Here is an 18,939-nt window from a genome sequence, read left to right as displayed (position 1 = left end):
GGATTTCAGTCGTCGGTCGGGCGCTTGCGCCAGCGGATGCCCGCCGAGATGAAGCCGTCGAGGTCGCCGTCGAACACGGCAGTCGGATTGTTGACCTCGTAATCGGTGCGGAGATCTTTGACCATCTGATAGGGCGCGAGCACGTAGGAGCGCATCTGGTCGCCCCAGCTGGCGGTGATGTTGCCCGCGAGGTCCTTCTTGATCGCCGCCTCCTGCTCTTTCTGGAGGATGAGCAGGCGCGACTGCAGCACGCGCATCGCGGCGGCGCGGTTCTGGATCTGCGACTTCTCGTTCTGCATCGACACGACCGTCCCGGTCGGGATGTGGGTCAGGCGCACCGCGGAGTCGGTCGTGTTGACGGACTGACCGCCGGGGCCGGAGGAACGGAAGACGTCGACGCGCAGGTCGTTCTCGGGGATCTCGACCTCGACCGCCTCGTCCAGGAGCGGGATGACCTCCACCGCGGCGAACGAGGTCTGGCGTTTGCCCGCGGAGTTGAACGGGCTCATGCGGACGAGCCGGTGGGTGCCGGCCTCGACGCTGAGCGTGCCGAACGCGTACGGCGCGTCGACCTCGAACGTCGCGGATTTGATGCCCGCCTCTTCGGCATAGGACGAGTCCATGATCGTGACGGGGTATTTGTGCTGCTCGGCCCAGCGCAGGTACATGCGCAGGAGCATCTCGGCGAAGTCCGAGGCATCCACTCCCCCGGCGCCTGCGCGGATCGTGACGACCGCGGGGCGCGCGTCGTACTCGCCGTCCAGGAGCGTCTGCACCTCCAGCTGCCCGATGATCGCGCCCAGGTCAGTGAGCTCCTTGCGCGCCTCGTCGGCCGACTCCTCGTCGCCCATCTCGTTCGCGAGCCCGACCAGAACCTCCAGGTCGTCCAGACGGCTCTCGATGCTCTGGATGCGGCCCAGTTCGGACTGCCGGTGGCTGAGCGCACTGGTGACCTTCTGCGCGGCATCCGGATCGTCCCAGAGGTCGGGGACACCCGCCTCCTCGCTCAGCCGGGCGATCTCGGTACGAAGCCCCTCGACGTCGACCACCTCGCGGATATCGGCGAAAGTGGAGCGCAGCGCCTGGATGTCGGCGGACAGATCGAGTTCGAGCATGGCTTCCCCAGACTAACGTGGATGCACGTGACCGATCGCCGGAATGCAGGCCGCCCGAATGCAGGCGGGGCCGCCGGCATTCTGTGGCGGTTCGGTCCGATGATCTACGGCCCCACCGTGCTGTTCGCACTCGGCGAAGGGGCGATCATCCCGCTCCTGCCCGTGATCGCCGAACGGCTCGGTGCCGACATCGCCATGGCGGCGCTGGTCGCCTCGGCGCTCGTGGTCGGCCAGCTGATCGGCAATCTGCCTGCAGGCTGGGCGGTCGCCCGCATCGGCGAGCGCTACACGCTCGTCGCCGCCGGAGTGCTCTCGATCGTGGGCACGATGGGCATGGTGTTCGCGGCGAGTGTGGCGATGCTCGCGGCATCCGTCTTCGTCATCGGATTCTGCACGGCCGCATTCGGCCTGGCTCGCCACGCCTTCATGACGACCCGCGTGCCGATCGCGTTCCGCGCGCGTGCCCTGTCGCTGCTGGGCGGCACGTTCCGCCTCGGGGTCTTCGTCGGACCCTTCATCTCGGCCGGACTGATCGGCGTGTTCGGCGACACGACGGCGTCGATCTGGTTCTTCACGTGTTGCCTGGTCGCGACGGTCGTGCTCGTACTGGTCGCGCCCGACCCGGAGCAGCGGCTCCAGGCCGAGGAGCGCGCACGGCGGATCTCGGATGCCGCGGCCGCCGGTGAGACGGTCGACACGGGTGAGCCGATCACCGGCGCAGTGCCCACGCCACCCCGCCGGGGCGTCTTCCGCACGATGTGGGAGTACCGGGTCGTGCTCTCGCGGCTGGGGCTGGCCGCGGCATCCCTCTCCGCCGTCCGCTCGGCACGCCAGGCGGTACTGCCGATCTGGGGCGTATCGATCGGGCTGGATGCGCAGACCCTCGCGCTCGTCGTGGGCATCTCGGGCGCGATCGACTTCGCGCTGTTCTATGCGAGCGGCCAGGTGATGGATCGATTCGGCCGGCTGTGGGCCGCCCTGCCGGCGATGATCCTGATGGGTCTCGGATTCCTCGCCCTCTCATTCACGCACGACCTGCCGCAGTCGGCGATGTGGTTCGCGCTGTTCGCCGCCGTGCTGGGCGTGGGAAACGGGCTGTCCAGCGGCATCCTCCTCACCCTCGGCGCCGACGTCGCGCCACACCAGAACCCCGCCCCGTTCCTCGGGTCGTGGCGCACGCTGTCGGACGCCGGCGGTGCGGCCGCGCCCCTGCTCGTGTCGGGCATCGCCGCCCTGTCGACTCTGGCGATCGCGACCGGCGCGATCGGGGTCATCGGGCTGGTCGGCGCCCTCGCGTTCGTGCGCTGGGTGCCGCGGTTCGTGCCGCGGGTGCGTCCCGAGGTGAGGACGGAACCGTCTCAGCCGCCGAGATCGGCGGACCAAGACCTCAACTCGTAGCCGGCATCGTCGATAGCCCGCTCGACCGCGGTGCGAGAGAGCGGCGCGTCGTGGGTCACCTGCACCCGACCGGACGCGACATCCACCCGCACGTCGGCCACCCCGTCCACCGCGGCAAGCTCCGCGGTGACCGCTCGCTCGCAGTGCGCGCACGTCATTCCGTCGACCCAGAACTCGAGTTCCGCCATCGTCACACCTCGCTGTCTTCCGACCCAACTCTACAACAGGTAGTTTTGCCGTGGCGCCTTCCGCTACTACGCTCAACACTACGAGTTGTAGAACTAAGAAGGATGCTGATGGTCACCGATCCGGCTGCGCAGTGGGCGTTCACTGTCGTATTCGGGGCATTGGCCCTCTATTCGCTGTACCGGATCGTCGCCGACCGGACGAGACCCCTGCAAGCAGTCGGACAAGGGTTTCACGTGGTGATGGCGGCCGACATGATCGCGATGCCGTGGGCGTGGTGGGCGGCGATCCCGGCGGGGTTGCAGATCGTCGTGTTCTCCGCCGGCGCAGCATGGTTTCTGGTGCTTCTCGTGCTGCAGGTTCGGCGCGTGATCTCCCGCCGGATGCTGGGTGGGCACGGGCCCTGGCACCAGGTCGCACACGCGGTGATGATGATCGCGATGGTGTGGATGGTCGCCGCCATGGCCCCGATGGTCGGCACTTCCCAGAGCGACCCGATGCCGACGTCCGGGCATTCGCACGCCGCGCTCTCGGGAACCAGCGCGGCGATCGGGATCGCCGCCACCGCCGCGCTGCTGATCATCGCGGTGGTGCTGGTCGTCGAGTTCATCGACTGCGTCCGTGGTCCGGCACGCACCTGGCGAGGACACACCGGTGACGTCGCCTCCGGCGCGGTCATGAGTTTCGGAATGGCGGCGATGTGCTGGCTGATGCTGGCCGCCTGATTTCCGCCCTTGTCGTCCACCACCTCTGGTGGCAACAGAAAGAGAGAGAAGAAACGATGCACTCACGCACCAAGAGGCGTCCCCTGCTCGTCGGCGGCGCTGCCGTCCTCGGCGCAGTCGCGCTCACCTTCGCCGGCGCCACCGCCGCGAGCGCACACGTGACGATCAGCCCGAACACCGACGAGGCCGGCGCGTACGCGATCCTGACGCTGAGCGTTCCGCACGGCTGCGATGGGTCGCCCACGACATCGGTCTCGATCCAGATTCCCCAAGAAATCAACGCTGTCACCCCGACCCGCAACAGTTTCTATTCGGTGGAGAAGGTGAAGGAGACCCTGGCGACTCCGCTCACCGACAGCCACGGCAACCAGGTCACCGAGCGTGTCGCGCAGATCGTCTACACGGCCATGACCCCGCTGCCGGCCGATCAGCGCGACGCGTTCGAGCTGTCGGTGCAGCTGCCCGAAGACGCCGCGGGTACCACGCTGTACTTCCCCACCGTGCAGACCTGCGAGCAGGGCGAGACGAGCTGGGTGCAGATTCCCGCCGACGGTCAGGCGGAGGACGACCTCGAGCACCCGTCTCCCGCTGTCGCGGTCGTCGCGGCGGCCGCCGCGTCGGACGAGACGACCGCAGACACCGCATCCATCGAGACGACGGCCTCCGACACCGCCGCACCGAGCGACGGCGGGCAGACCCCACTGCTGATCACGTCGCTGGTGGTCGGCGCGCTGGGGCTGGTCGTCGGAGCGACCGCGCTCTTCCGAAGCCGCAAGAAGGCATGACTCGGGTCGTCGCCGGGAAACACGCGCCGCGCATGCGCCGCCGAGCACTCGCTGTGCTCGCGGTCATGCTCGGAGTGCTGCTCGGCGTGGGATCCGGGGCGCTGCCTGCCTCGGCCCACGCCGAGTTGCTGAGCACCACGCCCGCCGACGGCGCTGTGCTCGAGAAGGCCCCCGAGAGTGCGGAGCTGAGGTTCAACGAACCCGTCCAGCTCATCGAGGGTGCCATCCAACTGTTTCCCGGCGACGGCAGCATGCCCATCGTGCTCGATGCCCGCACCGTCGATTCGACCGTGACCGCCGACCTGCCGCATGACCTCGCCGACGGCTCCTACGTGATCGGCTACCGAGTGGTCTCCGTCGACGGGCACCCCATCGGCGGTGGCATCACCTTCCGCATCGGCCAGGGCGCCGAGACCGCCACGACGCCGAGCGCGGCCGGCTTCGGCACCACACCGGCAGAGACCGACACAGCCGTCTCGGTGCTGACAGTGCTGCAATACCTGGGACTGCTCGTCTTTTCGGGCCTGTTGTTCTTCGACCGGATAGTTCTTCGCCGCCGCGAAGCGGCGGACCGAGGCTTTCTCAGACTCGTCACTGCCGCGTTCGGTGTCGCCGCCCTCGCGGCGGTGCTCCTCGTCCTCGCATCCGCGTTGCGGGTCGTAGGCGGGCACCTGGCGGACGTGTTCTCGCCATCGACCTGGCTGCCCGGGATCCTGTGGCAGCCGGTCGCCGCGGCGCTGATCATCACCGGAGCGGGGCTGTTCGCGGTGCTCCTCGTACGCCGACCCACGGGGGCAGGTTGGGTGGTCGTCGCGGCCGCGGCCGTGGCAGTCGTCACGCCGGTGCTGGTCGGCCACACCCAAACCGTCCAACCGGGCTGGCTCGTCATCACTGCCGACCTCGGTCATCTGCTCGCCGGAGCGTTCTGGGCGGGCGGAGTGGTCGGACTGCTCCGCTACCTCGCCGCCGCACGACCCGGGGCGGCCGGCGCCGAGCCGCGCATCGACCCCGTGGTCGCCGCGCGCGTCGCGGTGCGCTTCTCGCGATTCGCCCTCGCGAGCGTTGTCGTGCTCGCTGTGTCGGGCACGATCATGGCGGTGCTCATCATCGGGTCATGGGATGCAGTCCTGGGCACCGGATACGGTCGGACGCTGCTGCTCAAACTCGGAATCGTCGCCGCCGTCGTGGTGCTCGCCGCCTGGAACCGCACCCGCCTGCTGCCGCGGATCACCGCGCGCCCCACTGCTGCGCTGCAATGGACGAGCCTGCGCCGCATCCTCAGCTACGAAGCCGCTCTGCTGATCGCGGTGATCGCCATCACCGGGTTCCTCACCAATTCCAGCCCCTCGCACGATCACAACAGCTCTGCCGCCGCGCCGGTGGCCGCCGACACCACGGTGCACGCCGAATCTCAGGGACTCACGGTCGACGGCAGGCTGAGCCCCACCACCGCCGGACAGAACACCCTGTCGTTCCGGCTCGAGTATGACGGCGCACCGGTCGCGATCGACGAGATCGACGTCTCAGCGCGCCTGCCCGCCCAGCAACTCGGCCCGTTCGAGGCGGCGATCCGGCTCGATTCCGCCACCGGCGACTACCAAGCCGTCCTAACGACACCGATCTCCGGTGAGTGGCAGCTGCAGATCACAGCCCGCGTCGACGAGTTCACCCAGCCGATCGCGATCATCCCGATCACGATTCCCTGAGTCAGATCCGGCTCGCGACCCGGCCCTTCTTCTGCACATCACCGCAGCGCGGTGCGGCTCGTCGCAGTCGCCTCCAGCGGTACGCCCCCGGGCACGAACAGCGTGATCACCGGCGGGTGCCACGTCGTTGCGACCGTAACGCGCGCCGAGACGCCGTCCGGAGTCGCCGCCGACACGAGCACCGCCCCACTTCCGGCATCCTCGACCAGGGCGGCGGCTTGGGCCTGCACGCCCGTGTCGGTCAGGTCGGCGCGCGGCTGGCCGGCGGCATCCATCGCAATCGTGAAGCCGTCCGCACCCGCGAGTGCCGCAGCATCCGCGAGCGAATCGAGACGCTTCTGCTCGAGGTAGAGGCTCGTCGCATCGACGCAGATGAGCACTGCCGCGAGGGCCAGCACGGCATAGCCGATCGTGAGCAGCAGGATGCTGCCCTCATCGTCGGCCGCGATGGAGCCGGCCGCGACCCGAGCGCGGAAGCGGCGCACGATCGCGATCACGGCACACCCCAGAACCGCGACACCTTCTGCACCGCCGATGCTTCGATCGGCACCAAAGCCAGTCGATCGAGCCCCAGGATCGGAGGAACGAGCGGCAGAGCGACCCTTGCGGAGAGCGTGACGACGAGCGTCGCGCCGGCCTCGGGGCACGTGGCGCCGGCGGGTCGGCACGACACCTCGATCTTCAGGGAGTCGGGGTCGAGTCCGTATTCGTCGACGACGGCGGCAAGCACCTGGCGCGCCCGCGCGTCCGCAGTCGAGGCATCCGGTGCGCTCGACACCGATCGCGCGATGTGACGCGCGCCGGCCTCGACGCCGAGCGACTGCCCTTGGATGAGCCCGAGCGACACGATCAGGTACACGACGGGGACGAGCAGAAGCAGACCCACGACGATGAACTCGAGGGCGGCCGAACCCGCCTCGCCGAGGCCGCTCCCCTCGCCCGGCTCGTGGTCCGCGGTCTCAATCGAGGGATTCCACCGGCGCACGTGCGCTCACCTCCATCGTGCGCGGGATTCCGAGGAGCCCCACGAGAGGCAGTGTCGTACGCACCGTGACCTCGACGTCGCGGTGGCCCGCAGCATCCACCTCACGCACGGAGACATCCGAGGCGTACTCGGCACCCACAGCACGCGAGACGATGACCGCCGTGCGATCCGCGCCGTCGGCGAGAGACGTGTCGGCGAGCGCAGCGTGGAACGCGCCCTCGACTGCCGCATCGTGGACCACGTTGCGGACGTACACCGCCAAGCCGAACTGGAGCACCGCGAGAGTCACGACGGTCAGCAGCGCGCCGACGAGCACGAACTCGACGGGGCTCGACCCGGCGTCATCGTCGACGAGCGATCGGATGCTGCGCATCCGCTACAGACCGGACACCCGGGAGATCGCCTGCTGGAACAGGTCGGCCAGGGCTGGTCCGGCGAGCGCCCAGATCACGACCACCAGTCCCGCCGTCATGAGCGTGATCAGCACCCAGCCGGGCACGTCGCCCTGCTCGTCGCGGAGGGTGTCGCCCCACGCGGAGCGCATCCGGCTGCGCGCGCGGCCCGCCACCGAGTTCGTCATGTCATTCTCCTTCCGACCGCGAGCGGTCAACCGATCCCGAGCCGAAGCATGAAGATGCCGGGGAACACCGCGAACAGGACGCTCAACGGCAGAATCAGGAACACGAGCGGCACCAGCATGTAGATCTCCTTGCGCCCGGCCTGCTCGATGAGGGTGCGCTTCGCGTCCTCCCGCGCATCGACCGCCTGTGCGTGCAGCACCTGCGCCAGCGGCGCCCCGCGATCGATCGCCGCCACCAGATGGTCGACGCAGCGAGACAGCGGCGAGATCTGCAGGTCAGCGGCCAGCCGGGTCAGCGCCTCGGCGAGCGACGAGCCGGTTCCGACCGCGAGGACGACACCGCGCAGTTCTCCGGTGAGATCTCCGGCGCCGACCGCGCCGACGCGGCGCACCGAGTCCAAGAGACCTTCCCCGGCCGCGAGGCACAGGGCGAGGAACTCCAGCACGGTGGGCAACTCGTCCTGGATGCGCGTGACCCGCGCCCTCGCGGCTCGACTGAGGCGGAAGTCCGCCGCCATGGCGCCGACCACTCCGAGGATCGGCGGAAGGAGGACGGCCCCGGGCGAGAACCGGCCGAGCAGGGCGATCGCGATCAGCATCGCCCCACCGATCAGGAGGCCGCCGATCGCCCAGGCGAGCTGCGTGCCACGGAAGGCCGCGACATCCGCAGACCAACCCGCCTGCCGAAGGCGCCGGCTCGTGCTCTCCGAGCCGCCGAGCGCGCTCGCGAACCGGCGCTGCGCCGACCGCCACAGCGACGGCGCATCGAACCCGCCCACGCTCCCCCACGCAGTGGTGCCCCTCGGATCGGTCACATCCCGGATGTACGGCGCGATGCGGCGCGACAGGCTCGCGGAGCCCCATCGGGGCGCGAGCGACACCAGCAGGCACACGCCCGTGCCGAAGGCGGCGCCCAGCACGATCGCCGTCGCGAGCTGGCTCAGGGCGGACGCGCTCACCCGAACCACCTCCGCGGCTCGGGCAGGCGGCCGATCCGCAGCATGATGCGGAACGCGACCACCGAGACGAGGGCGCCGGCAACGATCAGCACGATGCCCTCAGGGCTGCCGTACGCCCGCGCGCCCTCCGGCCGCAGTGCGAGCATCGCGAGGATCACCCACGGCGCGATGACGCCGAGCACCGCGGCGCCGCGCACCCACGACTGCCGCGCCTCGACCTCGGATCGCAGTGCTGCCTCGGCCCGCACCGACGTCGACAGGGCCCGAAGCACTGTCGTCAGCTCCGTGCCGCCGACCTGCCGCGCCATGCGCAGAGTCTCGATGATGCGGTCCGCCACCGGGTCTGCGAGCGCATCCTTCAGATGTGCGGCGCTGGAGTCGAAGTGCCCGGATGCCGACAGGTCTCGCGCGAACTGCCCGAACGCGGGACGCAACGCCACCGGGGCCGATTCGGTCAGGCTGGCCACCGCATCCGGAAGCGCCATCCCCGCGCGTACCGACGCGATGAGCAGGTCGCACACGTCCGGCCACAGGTTGCGGCGCGCGCGGCGCACACGGGCGACCCGCGCGCGCAGCCAGGCGAGCGGGACGAAGCAGGCCGCGACGCCGGCGATGCCGGCGAGGATCGGCACGGGGATGAAGAGCCAGACGATCGCCGCGCCGAGCACTGCGCAGCCCGCGCTCGCGAACACGATGGCACGACCGGGGACCTGCCCGAGGCCGGCGGCCGACAGCAGCCGCTCGAGTCGGCTCGGGAGCGCCGCAGCGGCCGGCTTCACGCGCGGTGGCCAGAGCCACGGTGAGAGCGCGAGCAGGATGCCTGCCGCCAGCATCCCGCCGAGGACGAACGTCATGCCGCCGCCCACCTGTAGACCGACCGCGCGTCGATCGTGCCGGCGTCGACGCCGGTGGGCTCGACGATCTCGACCACGCGGCGCCGGCCGTCGGGGTCTTTCGCACAGTGCGCGACGAGATGGACGGATGCTGCGACCGCCGGCAGCACGAACCCCGAATCGATGTTGCGGCCGGCCAGCAGAGGCAGGGCCGCGAGTTTGCCGAGCGCTTCGCGCGCGGAGTTGGCGTGGATCGTCGCGGCGCCGGGAACCCCGGTGTTCAGGGCGAGCAGCAGATCCAGCGCCTCCGCGTCACGGACCTCACCGACCACGAGCCGGTCGGGACGCATGCGCAGTGCCTCCTTGACGAGCCGGCGGAGAGTGATCTCGCCCGTGCCCTCCAGACTCGGCTGGCGCCCCTGCAGCGCGACGACATCGGACGCGTCCACCCCGAGTTCGAATGTCTCCTCGACCGTCACCAGCCGCGTTTCGGGCGGGCACTCGCCGATCAGCGCGGCCAGCAGCGTCGTCTTGCCGGTGTGCGTCGCCCCCGAGACCAGGACGCTCCGACCGGCGACCATCGCCGTGCGGAGGATGCGGGCGGCAGCGGGCTGCACGGATCCCAAGCGCACGAGGGCGTCGAGGTCGCGGAACGCCGGCAGGAATTTCCGGACATTCACCGACCAGTGCCGCCTGGTCACGTCGGGGATGACGACGTGCAGACGCGATCCGTCCGGCAGCGAGGCGTCCACGAAGGGCTGACTCAGATCCACGCGGCGACCGGTGGCGTGCAGCATCCGCTCGACGAGATCTCGCACCGCGGAATCCGTCAGCGTGAGCGGGACGCGCTCGGACCGGCCCGCGCGGGCGATGAAGATGCGGTCAGGGGCGTTGATCCAGAGCTCCTCGACCGTCGGATCGTCGAGGTAGACCTGCAGCGGGCCGTAGCCGGCCACGGCGGCCAGAACATCGCGCACGCACGACGCTTCGTCGTCGACGGTCGCGAGCCCGCGAGCCAGCGCGAAGTCGTTGTGCCTGCGGACCTCTGCGCGGGCGACCTGCGCCGCGACGTCGGGATGGCGGGCCGGATCGGTCTGTTCGGCCCGCAATCTCTCGCGCACCCGCTCGGTGACGACCGAGAGAGCGCTGGCCGGCGCGGACACGGGAGTCATCGCAGCATCCTCGCAAGAACGCTTCGACGGCCGCGGAAGTTATCCACAGCGCACGTGCCGAGCTACTGCGGCGCGGAGAGCCCCAGCACCGGGTAGAGGACGGCGAAGCCCGCCTGGAGGCCGCCGTTCAGTCCGTCGATGACGTGACCGGCACCCGGGATTTCTGTGTAGCTCACCGTCATACCGGCGTCTTCGGCCGCAGCCGACACCTTCTGCGCGGCAGGGATGAAACCGGGGTCGCTTCCGCCGACGGTGAACACGGCGGTCACTCCTTGGTAGGTGCCCTTACCGGCGGCGAGGATGTTCACGGTCTTGGAGGCGTCGAACTTCGCGGCGTCGCCGCCGTACACGTTCGTGGTGATGCCATCGACGTCTTCCGACCCGGGGAACTCCTCACCCGAGATGTCGAGGATGTTCTTGAAGACGCCGGGCTCTTGGGCGCCGTACTTGATCGCGCACCCACCGCCGTTCGAGTATCCGGCGATGACCCAGTACTTCGGATCCTGGATGATGGGCAGATTCTTCTTGGCCCAATCGACGACATCCGTCTTGATGTAGGTCTCCGCGTTGCCGAAGGCCTGAGAGTCGGCGCACGCCGGATCGCTGCCGTTTCCGATCTGATCGGCGACCACCACGATGGGGGCAAGACCCTTGTTCTTGGCCGCGAAGTCGTCGAGCACCGCACCGATGTAACTGGGATCCGGGTTGCCGGGGTAACCCATCATCATGATGACCAGCGGGAGTGCGGGGGCGTTCTCCACCTGCGCCGCAGGCGGAAGGTAGATGCCGGCGGGGCGCGCGTCGAAGCCTGATGCCGTCCCCGGGATGACCTGCGTCCCCTGAGTGCCCTTCTCCGGCATACCCGCCGGCGGCATCCACGTCTTGTACAACGGCCCCGCGTTGGTCTGCGAGGGCTGCGGGCTAGGAAGGGGGATCGCGTCACCCGAGACGATGCCGAAAATGCTCCCGAATGTCGCGTTCAAGCCGTAGAACGCGTTGATACCGATGATCCCGCTCAACGCGAACCAGATGATGGCGAACGCGGCGACGATCTTCCGCCACACCTTCGAGTCCCACAGGCTGACGACCGCGAGCCCGAGGGCGGCGAACGCCACGATCACCCAGACCCCCACCTCGTGCGGCAGCGGCGAACCCATCGCGTTCATCGCATTGACCAGCAGGTAGATCCCGAACCCGAGACCCGCGCCGACACCGATGCCGAGCACCGCCCTGAGCAACCATCGCGGCGTCACCTTGCGCGCGAGCAGCGTGATGATCAGCACGATCGAGAGGGCATACACGATCCATGGGACGGGTCCGTCGATGACGGGAAGTCTCCACAGAACGTCCAAGGCGTACTCCTACGGGCAGACAGAAGGAATGAATCACGCTATCGCCCCCCGCTCAGAATCACTCAACGCATCGTTCCAGGCGCCCTGGCCCTCAGACATCGCACAGGGTCGCACGTAGACTGATGGCACCCGCGGGAGTGGTGAAATTGGCAGACACGCAGGATTTAGGTTCCTGTGCCTCCGGGCGTGTGGGTTCAAGTCCCACCTTCCGCACGACGGAGGCTCACTCCCTCTTCTGACCGCCGACCCATTCGACCGACGGGAACACCTGTGCACCACATCGCTCTCATCCCCTGGCTCGACCCCGCGTCGATCATTCAGGACGCCGGCCCGTGGGCGCTGCTGGTCGTGTGCTTCATCGTGTTCGCCGAGACGGGTCTGCTGATCGGCTTCCTGCTTCCCGGCGACACCCTCCTGGTCATCTCGGGCCTGCTTTCCCACTCCACGACCGCACTCCCCCATGGCATCTTCGGGATCAGCGTCTGGTGGGTCGCTCTGCTCATCGCGCTCGCGGCGTTCGTCGGAGGCGAGGTCGGCTACTGGATCGGCCACAAGGGCGGCCCAGCGATCTTCGAGAAACGCGACTCCGGCCTGTTCAGCGTCAAGAACGTCGAGCGCACGAACGCGTTCTTCCTCCGCTACGGCGCCCTCGCGGTCATCTTGGCGCGCTTCGTCCCGATCGTCCGCACCTTCGCGCCCGTGGCGGCCGGCATCGGCCACATGAACTGGCGCAGGTACTCGCTGTACAACTTGATCGGGGCCGTACTCTGGGGCTTCGGGCTGACGATGCTCGGGTACGCGATCGGTTTCGTACCGGTGATCGCCGACCTCGTCACGAAGTACATCGACGTCATCCTCCTCATCGCGGTGGGCGGCACCGCCATCGTCACCCTGATCCACTACCTGAACGAGCGTCGCAAGATGAAGCAGGCACACGTCGAGGTCACCGACGAGCAGGCCGAAGCGCTCGTGCTCGACCCCGAGGTGTTCGAGCGCGGCCCCGAGCACCCCGACGCGCCGACCCGCACCGAGCCCCCGCGCACCTAGACAGGCGAACAGGAACGCGCGAGCGTCAGGAGGCCTTCGCGGCCTTCTTCGCCGGAGCCCGCTTCGCGGCGGGCTTGTTCGCGGCGGGCTTCTTCGCGGGGGCGGGTTTCGACGCGGGAGCACCCGCCGGCTCCTTCGCCGCAGACTTCGAAGGAGCGGATGCTGAGGCATCCGCTTTCCCCTCGCGTGCGGCGCGCGACCGCTCCACGCTCGCGCGCAGCGCTGCCATGAGGTCGATCACCTCGCCGCCGGTGTCTTCCTTTTCGTGGTCGGCGAACGTCTCAGAGGTGTCGAGCGCGTCGCCCTTCTCGATTTTGGCGTCGATGAGGGTGCGCAGCTCTTCCTGGTACTCGTCGACGAACTCGGACGGGTCGAAATCGCTCGCGAAGCTCTCGACGAGCGATGCGGAGAGTTCGAGCTCCTTCGCCGAGATCCGGACGCTCTCCTCCAGTGCGGGAAACGCCGCCTCGCGCACCTCATCTGCCCAGAGGAGCGTCTGCAGCACGAGCACGTCGCCACGCACCCGAAGCGCGGCGAGCCGCGTCTTCTGCCGCAACGAGAACCGCACGATCGCGGTGCGATCGGTCTGCTCGAGGGTCTTGCGCAGCAGCACGTACGCCTTGGGTGAGACCGAGTCCGGTTCGAGGTAGTACGCGCGGTCGAGGGTGAGCAGATCGACCTGCTCGGAAGGGACGAACTCGACTACGTCGATCTCGCGGCTCTTCTCGGCCGGGAGCGAATCGAGGTCTTCCTTCGTGAGCACGACGGTGCGCTCGCCGTCGTCGTACGCTTTGTCGATGTCGGCGTACGGCACGACCTCGCCGTCGATCTCGCAGATGCGCTGATACCGGATGCGTCCGCCGTCGGTGCTGTGCACCTGGTGCAGCGACACGTCGTGGTCTTCGGTCGCGCTGTAGACCTTCACCGGCACGTTCACCAGCCCGAAGGTCAGCGCGCCCTTCCAGATCGCTCTCATCACACCAGTACACACCGGTCACACCCGTCGCGGCTAGTCCACAGACACGCGCAACGGCAGGATGGGGGCATGGCAGCGGCGGGCGGAGGTGCGAGCGAGCAGCTCGTGCGCATCGGCGGCCGCCGCCTGCGCGTGACGAATCTGGAGAAGGTGCTGTATCCGGAGACGGGCACGACCAAGGGCGAGGTGATCGACTACTACACCCGTATCGCTCCCCTGCTGATCCCCCACGTGATCGGCCGGCCCGTGACCCGCAAGCGCTGGGTGGAGGGTGTGGGCACCGCGCAGCATCCCGAATCCGTCTTCTTCGCGAAAGACCTCGAACGCGGAGCACCCGCCTGGGTCAAGAGGATGCCGATCCTTCACTCCGGCGGAGCCAAGGACTACCCGCTCGTCGGCGATGTGCCCACGCTGGTCTACCTCGCGCAGGTCGCGAGCCTCGAACTGCATGTGCCGCAGTGGCGCTTCGCGCCTGACGGCGAGCGCGGCGACGCCGATCGCCTCGTGCTCGACCTCGACCCCGGCCCCGGGGTCGGGCTCGCCGAATGCGCGGTGGTCGCGAGCTGGGCGCGAACGATCCTCACCGACATGGGCCTCGAGCCGTACCCGGTAACCTCGGGCAGCAAGGGCATCCATCTCTATGCCGCGCTCCCGCCAGGGCAGTCGACCGAGGCGGCATCGGCCCTCGCGCACGAGCTCGCCAGGGCGATCGAGTCGGATCACCCCGACCTCGTGGTCAGCTCGATGAAGAAGACGGAGCGCACCGGCAAGGTGCTGATCGACTGGAGCCAGAACAACGGCGCCAAGACGACGATCGCACCGTATTCGCTGCGCGGCCGCGCGTATCCGACCGTCGCTGCCCCGCGCGCATGGGACGAGCTGGCCGACCCGCACCTGCGGCAGTTGTCGTTCGACGAGGTACTCGAGCGCATGGACGAGATCGGCGACCCGATGGAGGCGCTCGGCTTCCATTCCGGTGGTCGCGAGGCCGAGGTCGGGCCGCTGTCGGCCTATATCTCCAAGCGCACCGCGGGACGCACACCCGAGCCCGTACCGACGAATCCGCTCGGCGAGACCCCGCACGGTGAGAAGCCCACGTTCGTGATCCAAGAGCACCACGCGACCGCGCTGCACTGGGACTTCCGGCTCGAGCACGACGGTGTGCTGGTCAGCTGGGCGGTGCCCCGCGGCGTGCCGCACTCGTACACGCGCAACAACCTCGCGATCCAGACCGAAGACCACCCGATGAGCTACGGGTCGTTCGAAGGCGCGATCCCCGCGGGCGAGTACGGCGGGGGGTCGGTCACGATCTGGGACGACGGGCGCTACGACCTCGAGAAGTGGCGCGACGATGAGATCATCGCCACGCTCGAAGGTCGCCCGGGCGGTCCGCTCGGCCGCGTGCGGCTCGCCCTGATCCGTACGTCGGGCGACGGCGAGAAGTCGAGCTGGCTCCTGCACCGGATGAAGACGGATGCCGAGGGTCGCACGCAGCCGGATGGCATCGTCGTGCACGCCAGCCAGCAGGGCGACGAGCCCGACCCGCACGCCGAGGGCGGGGCATCCCCTCGCGGTGAGACACCACATCCGCGCCGAGACACCCCGCGTCACGTGCCGCCTCAGCGCGAAAGTGATGTCTCGCGATCGGTGGCCGCCTCTACAGTGTGGCCACCCCGGCCGGACGATCTGCGCCCGATGCTCTCGACGTCCTCGACGCCCGCCCTCGCCCGTGCGGCCGCGAGCCGGTGGAAGGGTGAGCCGTGGGTCGAGGCCAAGTGGGACGGCATCCGTGCGGTGGGCGTCTGGGACGGTGCGCGCCTGCGCCTGTTCGCCCGCAGCGGCAACGAGGTCACCCATCGCTACCCCGAGCTCACCGACATCGACCCCGGGTTCGGCGACACGCACGCGGTGCTCGACGGCGAGCTGGTCGCCCTCGAACCCGACGGGCGCCCGAGCTTCCCCCTCCTCCAGCTGCGCATGAACCTCGAGCGCTCCGGCGACATCGCCCGTGAGGCGCGGCGCACCCCCGTGCAGTACTACCTCTTCGACGCGCTCGTCCACGGCGACAGCGACCTCACGACGCTGGCCCTCCGCGAACGCCGTGAGGTGCTCGAGCGGATCGCCGCGGCATCCATTCCGGCCGTCGTCGTCCCGCCCGTCTTCGACGACGTGGATGCCGCACTCGACGCGAGCGACCGGCTGCGCCTCGAAGGAATCGTCGTGAAAGACCCGGGGTCGGCCTACCTTCGCGGCGGACGCTCGGAGGCCTGGCTCAAGGTGAAGATCACCCGCACCCAGGAGGTCGTGATCGCCGGCATCCGACCGGGCAAGGGCGGACGCAGCGGCACGTTCGGCTCACTGCTGCTCGGCATCCCCGGCCCGGACGGGCTGCAGTACGCCGGACGCGTGGGCAGCGGGTTCAGTGACTCGACGCTCGCAACGCTTCTGCACACGCTCACCCCGCTGCGCACGGATGAGAATCCTCTCGTCGGCGTGCCCGCCCTCGATGCGAGCGATGCGCTGTGGGTGCGGCCCGAGCTCGTCGGAGAGGTCGAGTTCGGCGAGTTCACGCCCGGCGGCATCCTGCGGCACTCCCGCTGGCGAGGACTCCGGCCCGACAAGTCGCCGTCCGAGGTCGTACGGGAAGACTGATCCGTCAGGCGTGCTGGGCGTCGTCGCGTTCGACGTAATCCGCCGGCTCGAGCTGGAACGTGCTGTGCTCGACATCGAAGTGGCTCTCGAGGCATCCCTGCAGTTCGCTCAGGATGCTGGCGGCCCGCCCATCGGCGAGCGCGGCGTCCTCCACGACGACGTGCGCGGTGAAGACGGGTGCGCCGCGGGTCAGCTGCCACACGTGCACGTCGTGGACGGCGACGACTCCCGGCGTCCCGAGGATGTGGGCGCGGATCTCCTGCACCTGCATGCCCTTGGGCGCGCCCTCGCTGAGCACCGACGCGACTTCGCGGAGCAGTCCGATCGCACGGGGCACGATCATCCCGGCGATCAGCAGCGACGCGATCGCGTCTGCCGGCGCCCACCCCGTCGTCACGATGATGATCGCGGCCACGATGACCGCGGCCGAGCCGATCATGTCGCCGAGCACTTCGAGGTACGCGCCGCGCACGTTGATGCTCGTGCGCTGCGCGGCACTGAGGAGCCACATCGCGACAGCGTTGGCGATCAGCCCGACGACTGCGACGACGAGCATCAGCCCACCGGCCACTTCGGCTTCACCCGGGTTGAGCAGGCGCAGCACCGCTTCGACGCCGATCCAGACCGACAGCACGATCAGGATCACGCCGTTCACCAGCGCGCCGAACACCTCGGCGCGCTGATATCCGAAAGTGCGCCGGTCGTTGGCGGGTCGTGCCGCGACGGTGCTGGCGATCAGTGCGATCACCAGGGCCGCAGCATCCGTGAACATGTGCGCGGCATCCGCAAGAAGGGCGAGCGAGCCCGAGAGCGCTGCTCCGACGACCTGCACGATCATCACGACAGACGTGATCGCGAGCGAGATCGCCAGCAGGCGGCGATTGCTCGCGCCGCGGATGCCGTCGGTGCTCGGCGCGTGATCGTGCATGGGGCAAGGCTAGAACGCTACGCAGGCGATCAGCCGGTTTCGCCCAAGTCGGGAATGAGTCCGATTCTCAACAGGTCGACGGACCCACGGCCCACGCCGAGTAGCGGAGCGCGAGGGTCAGAGCGTCGCGAGCAGCGGCGCGAGGGCGACGAACGCGCGCGACCGATGCGACGCCGCGTTCTTCTCCTCGGCAGACCATTCGCCGACGGTGCGCTCGGCATCGGGATGCTGGCCGTCGGGGATGAAGATCGGGTCATAGCCGAATCCGCCCGCACCTGAGGGTGCCGCAGCCAGCCGCCCCGGCCAGCGGCCCTCCACGACGTGCTCCATGCCCTCCGGCGTCACGACGGCGATCGTGGAGGCGAAGGATGCCGTGCGATGAGGATCGGCGATGTCCGAGAGCTGGTCCAGGAGCAGGGCGAGGTTGGCTCCGGCCTCCTTCGCGTGCCCCGCCCAGTACGCGGAGAAGACTCCGGGCGCGCCGCCGAGCACATCGACGCAGATGCCGGAGTCGTCCGCCAGCGCCGTAAGGCCGGTGTGCGCGGCCGCTGCCCTGGCCTTGATGAGCGCATTCTCGGCGAAGGTCACGCCGTCTTCGACGGGCTCGGGTCCGTCGTACCCGATCACCTCGAGGTCGGGGCGGGTCGCGGCGACGATCGCCTGGAACTCCTGAACCTTGTGCGGGTTGTGCGTCGCGAGGACGATGCGGCCCGGCATCCGCTACTCCCCTGCGCCGAGCGCCGCGATCTTGCCTAGCGCCGCAGCCTGGATCTCGCGCAGGTCGGCGCAGCCGGCGACGCCCAGCTCGAGCAGTGCGTCGAGCTCGCGCTTGTCGAACGGCGCGCCCTCGGCGGTGCCCTGTACCTCGACGAACAGGCCGCGTCCGGTGACCACGATGTTCATGTCGGTCTCGGCGCGGACATCCTCGACGTAGGCGAGATCGAGCATGGGCGCCCCGTCGATGATGCCGACCGACACCGCCGACACCGAGTCGATGAGCGTCGTCGCCTTCTGCGCGATGAACTTCTTCGTGCGGCCCCACTCGATCGCGTCCGCCAGCGCGACGTAGGCGCCGGTGATCGCCGCGGTGCGCGTGCCGCCGTCGGCCTGCAGCACGTCGCAGTCGATCACGATCGTGTTCTCGCCGAGCGCCTTCGTGTCGACCACGGCGCGGAGCGCCCGGCCGATGAGCCGCGAGATCTCGTGCGTGCGTCCGCCGATCCTGCCCTTCACGCTCTCGCGGTCGTTGCGGCTGTTGGTGGCTCGCGGCAGCATCGCGTATTCGGCGGTCACCCAACCCTTGCCCTTGCCGGTCAGCCAGCGCGGAACGCCGTTGGTGAACGACGCCGTGCACAGCACCTTCGTGCCGCCGAAGCTGATGAGCGCCGATCCCTCGGCCTGTGCGCTCCACCCGCGCTCGATCGTGATGGGGCGGAGCTGGTCGACGGTGCGGCCGTCCGCGCGGGTGAGGGGGGCGGTGTTCTCGGGCATGAATGTCTCTCGTTCAGGAGGTCGCGGGTGGGGGAAGCAGGAGCAGTGC

At 69.1% G+C, this 18,939-nt stretch carries 20 protein-coding genes and 1 tRNA gene; 7 read left to right on the top strand and 14 right to left on the bottom strand.

Annotated features, from left to right (window positions below; translation table 11 throughout):
• Positions 1-5: 5 nt before the first annotated feature.
• Positions 6-1,115 (bottom strand): peptide chain release factor 2, encoded by a 1,110-nt coding sequence (gene prfB / locus ACFE6Z_RS01660; protein WP_375383951.1) that lies wholly within the window; start codon positions 1,113-1,115, stop codon positions 6-8.
• Between the two features lie 21 nt (positions 1,116-1,136).
• On the opposite strand from prfB, the gene ACFE6Z_RS01655 reads away from it, so the two are divergent.
• Complete coding sequence (locus tag ACFE6Z_RS01655) at positions 1,137-2,513, top strand: MFS transporter (RefSeq protein ID WP_375383950.1); 1,377 nt, start codon at positions 1,137-1,139, stop codon at positions 2,511-2,513.
• On the opposite strand, the gene ACFE6Z_RS01650 is transcribed toward ACFE6Z_RS01655, so the two are convergent.
• Complete coding sequence (locus ACFE6Z_RS01650; protein ID WP_375383949.1) at positions 2,474-2,701, bottom strand: heavy-metal-associated domain-containing protein; 228 nt, start codon at positions 2,699-2,701, stop codon at positions 2,474-2,476. The genes ACFE6Z_RS01655 and ACFE6Z_RS01650 overlap by 40 nt on opposite strands.
• 108 nt (positions 2,702-2,809) lie before the next feature.
• On the opposite strand from ACFE6Z_RS01650, the gene ACFE6Z_RS01645 reads away from it, so the two are divergent.
• The 3 genes from ACFE6Z_RS01645 to ACFE6Z_RS01635 are packed head-to-tail and all read left to right on the top strand — an operon-like array spanning position 2,810 to position 5,915.
• On the top strand, positions 2,810-3,424 hold the full coding sequence (locus ACFE6Z_RS01645) for a DUF5134 domain-containing protein (RefSeq protein ID WP_375383948.1): 615 nt from the start codon (positions 2,810-2,812) through the stop codon (positions 3,422-3,424).
• Between the two features lie 56 nt (positions 3,425-3,480).
• Positions 3,481-4,209 carry a YcnI family protein gene (locus ACFE6Z_RS01640; RefSeq protein ID WP_375383947.1) on the top strand — a complete coding sequence of 243 codons (729 nt, stop codon included), beginning with the start codon at positions 3,481-3,483 and terminating at the stop codon, positions 4,207-4,209.
• 32 nt (positions 4,210-4,241) lie between these two features.
• Positions 4,242-5,915, top strand: a complete 1,674-nt coding sequence (locus tag ACFE6Z_RS01635) for a copper resistance protein CopC (protein ID WP_375383946.1) — start codon at positions 4,242-4,244, stop codon at positions 5,913-5,915.
• 38 nt (positions 5,916-5,953) lie between these two features.
• Here ACFE6Z_RS01635 and ACFE6Z_RS01630 read toward each other — a convergent pair whose 3' ends face one another.
• From ACFE6Z_RS01630 to ACFE6Z_RS01595, 8 genes are all read right to left on the bottom strand, one after another.
• Entirely contained in the window at positions 5,954-6,412 is a 459-nt protein-coding gene (locus tag ACFE6Z_RS01630; RefSeq protein ID WP_375383945.1) for a pilus assembly protein TadG-related protein, read from the bottom strand.
• Positions 6,409-6,900, bottom strand: coding sequence for a TadE family protein (locus tag ACFE6Z_RS01625; RefSeq protein WP_375383944.1), 492 nt, complete (start codon positions 6,898-6,900; stop codon positions 6,409-6,411). The genes ACFE6Z_RS01630 and ACFE6Z_RS01625 overlap by 4 nt, the downstream gene beginning before the upstream one ends.
• A complete protein-coding gene (locus tag ACFE6Z_RS01620) occupies positions 6,875-7,273 on the bottom strand; it encodes a TadE/TadG family type IV pilus assembly protein (RefSeq protein WP_375383943.1) in 399 nt (132 codons plus the stop codon). Before ACFE6Z_RS01620 ends, ACFE6Z_RS01625 begins: the two co-directional genes overlap by 26 nt.
• A 3-nt stretch (positions 7,274-7,276) precedes the next feature.
• Positions 7,277-7,480 carry a hypothetical protein gene (locus ACFE6Z_RS01615; protein ID WP_375384664.1) on the bottom strand — a complete coding sequence of 68 codons (204 nt, stop codon included), beginning with the start codon at positions 7,478-7,480 and terminating at the stop codon, positions 7,277-7,279.
• A 26-nt stretch (positions 7,481-7,506) separates the two neighbouring features.
• Positions 7,507-8,439 carry a type II secretion system F family protein gene (locus tag ACFE6Z_RS01610; protein WP_375383942.1) on the bottom strand — a complete coding sequence of 311 codons (933 nt, stop codon included), beginning with the start codon at positions 8,437-8,439 and terminating at the stop codon, positions 7,507-7,509.
• Positions 8,436-9,293, bottom strand: coding sequence for a type II secretion system F family protein (locus ACFE6Z_RS01605; protein ID WP_375383941.1), 858 nt, complete (start codon positions 9,291-9,293; stop codon positions 8,436-8,438). The genes ACFE6Z_RS01610 and ACFE6Z_RS01605 overlap by 4 nt, the downstream gene beginning before the upstream one ends.
• Complete coding sequence (locus ACFE6Z_RS01600) at positions 9,290-10,444, bottom strand: CpaF family protein (RefSeq protein ID WP_375383940.1); 1,155 nt, start codon at positions 10,442-10,444, stop codon at positions 9,290-9,292. Before ACFE6Z_RS01600 ends, ACFE6Z_RS01605 begins: the two co-directional genes overlap by 4 nt.
• Positions 10,445-10,506: 62 nt before the next feature.
• Positions 10,507-11,796 carry an alpha/beta hydrolase gene (locus ACFE6Z_RS01595; protein ID WP_375383939.1) on the bottom strand — a complete coding sequence of 430 codons (1,290 nt, stop codon included), beginning with the start codon at positions 11,794-11,796 and terminating at the stop codon, positions 10,507-10,509.
• A 131-nt stretch (positions 11,797-11,927) separates the two neighbouring features.
• On the opposite strand from ACFE6Z_RS01595, the gene ACFE6Z_RS01590 reads away from it, so the two are divergent.
• Together ACFE6Z_RS01590 and ACFE6Z_RS01585 are read left to right on the top strand one after the other, a co-directional pair.
• Positions 11,928-12,009: transfer RNA gene (locus tag ACFE6Z_RS01590), tRNA-Leu, on the top strand.
• Between the two features lie 57 nt (positions 12,010-12,066).
• Entirely contained in the window at positions 12,067-12,843 is a 777-nt protein-coding gene (locus ACFE6Z_RS01585) for a DedA family protein (protein ID WP_375383938.1), read from the top strand.
• Positions 12,844-12,868: 25 nt separating this feature from the next.
• On the opposite strand, the gene ACFE6Z_RS01580 is transcribed toward ACFE6Z_RS01585, so the two are convergent.
• Positions 12,869-13,819 (bottom strand): Ku protein, encoded by a 951-nt coding sequence (locus ACFE6Z_RS01580; RefSeq protein WP_375383937.1) that lies wholly within the window; start codon positions 13,817-13,819, stop codon positions 12,869-12,871.
• Between the two features lie 69 nt (positions 13,820-13,888).
• Between ACFE6Z_RS01580 and ACFE6Z_RS01575 the strand changes: the two genes are divergently transcribed.
• The gene (locus tag ACFE6Z_RS01575; RefSeq protein WP_375383936.1) at positions 13,889-16,471 is read left to right on the top strand and encodes an ATP-dependent DNA ligase; all 2,583 of its coding nucleotides are present in this window, start codon (positions 13,889-13,891) and stop codon (positions 16,469-16,471) included.
• Positions 16,472-16,475: 4 nt separating this feature from the next.
• Here the strand turns inward: ACFE6Z_RS01575 and ACFE6Z_RS01570 are convergent, their stop codons facing one another.
• The 3 genes from ACFE6Z_RS01570 to rph form a co-directional block, all read right to left on the bottom strand.
• Positions 16,476-17,399 (bottom strand): cation diffusion facilitator family transporter, encoded by a 924-nt coding sequence (locus ACFE6Z_RS01570; RefSeq protein ID WP_375383935.1) that lies wholly within the window; start codon positions 17,397-17,399, stop codon positions 16,476-16,478.
• Between the two features lie 117 nt (positions 17,400-17,516).
• A complete protein-coding gene (gene rdgB / locus ACFE6Z_RS01565; protein ID WP_375383934.1) occupies positions 17,517-18,116 on the bottom strand; it encodes an RdgB/HAM1 family non-canonical purine NTP pyrophosphatase in 600 nt (199 codons plus the stop codon).
• A gap of 3 nt (positions 18,117-18,119) precedes the next feature.
• Positions 18,120-18,890, bottom strand: coding sequence for a ribonuclease PH (rph, locus tag ACFE6Z_RS01560; RefSeq protein ID WP_375383933.1), 771 nt, complete (start codon positions 18,888-18,890; stop codon positions 18,120-18,122).
• Positions 18,891-18,939 lie beyond the last annotated feature (49 nt).

The sequence above is a fragment of the uncultured Microbacterium sp. genome (genome assembly GCF_964244775.1).
Taxonomy (GTDB): Bacteria; Actinomycetota; Actinomycetes; order Actinomycetales; family Microbacteriaceae; genus Microbacterium.
This window is presented reverse-complemented; position numbering and strand designations above follow the sequence as displayed.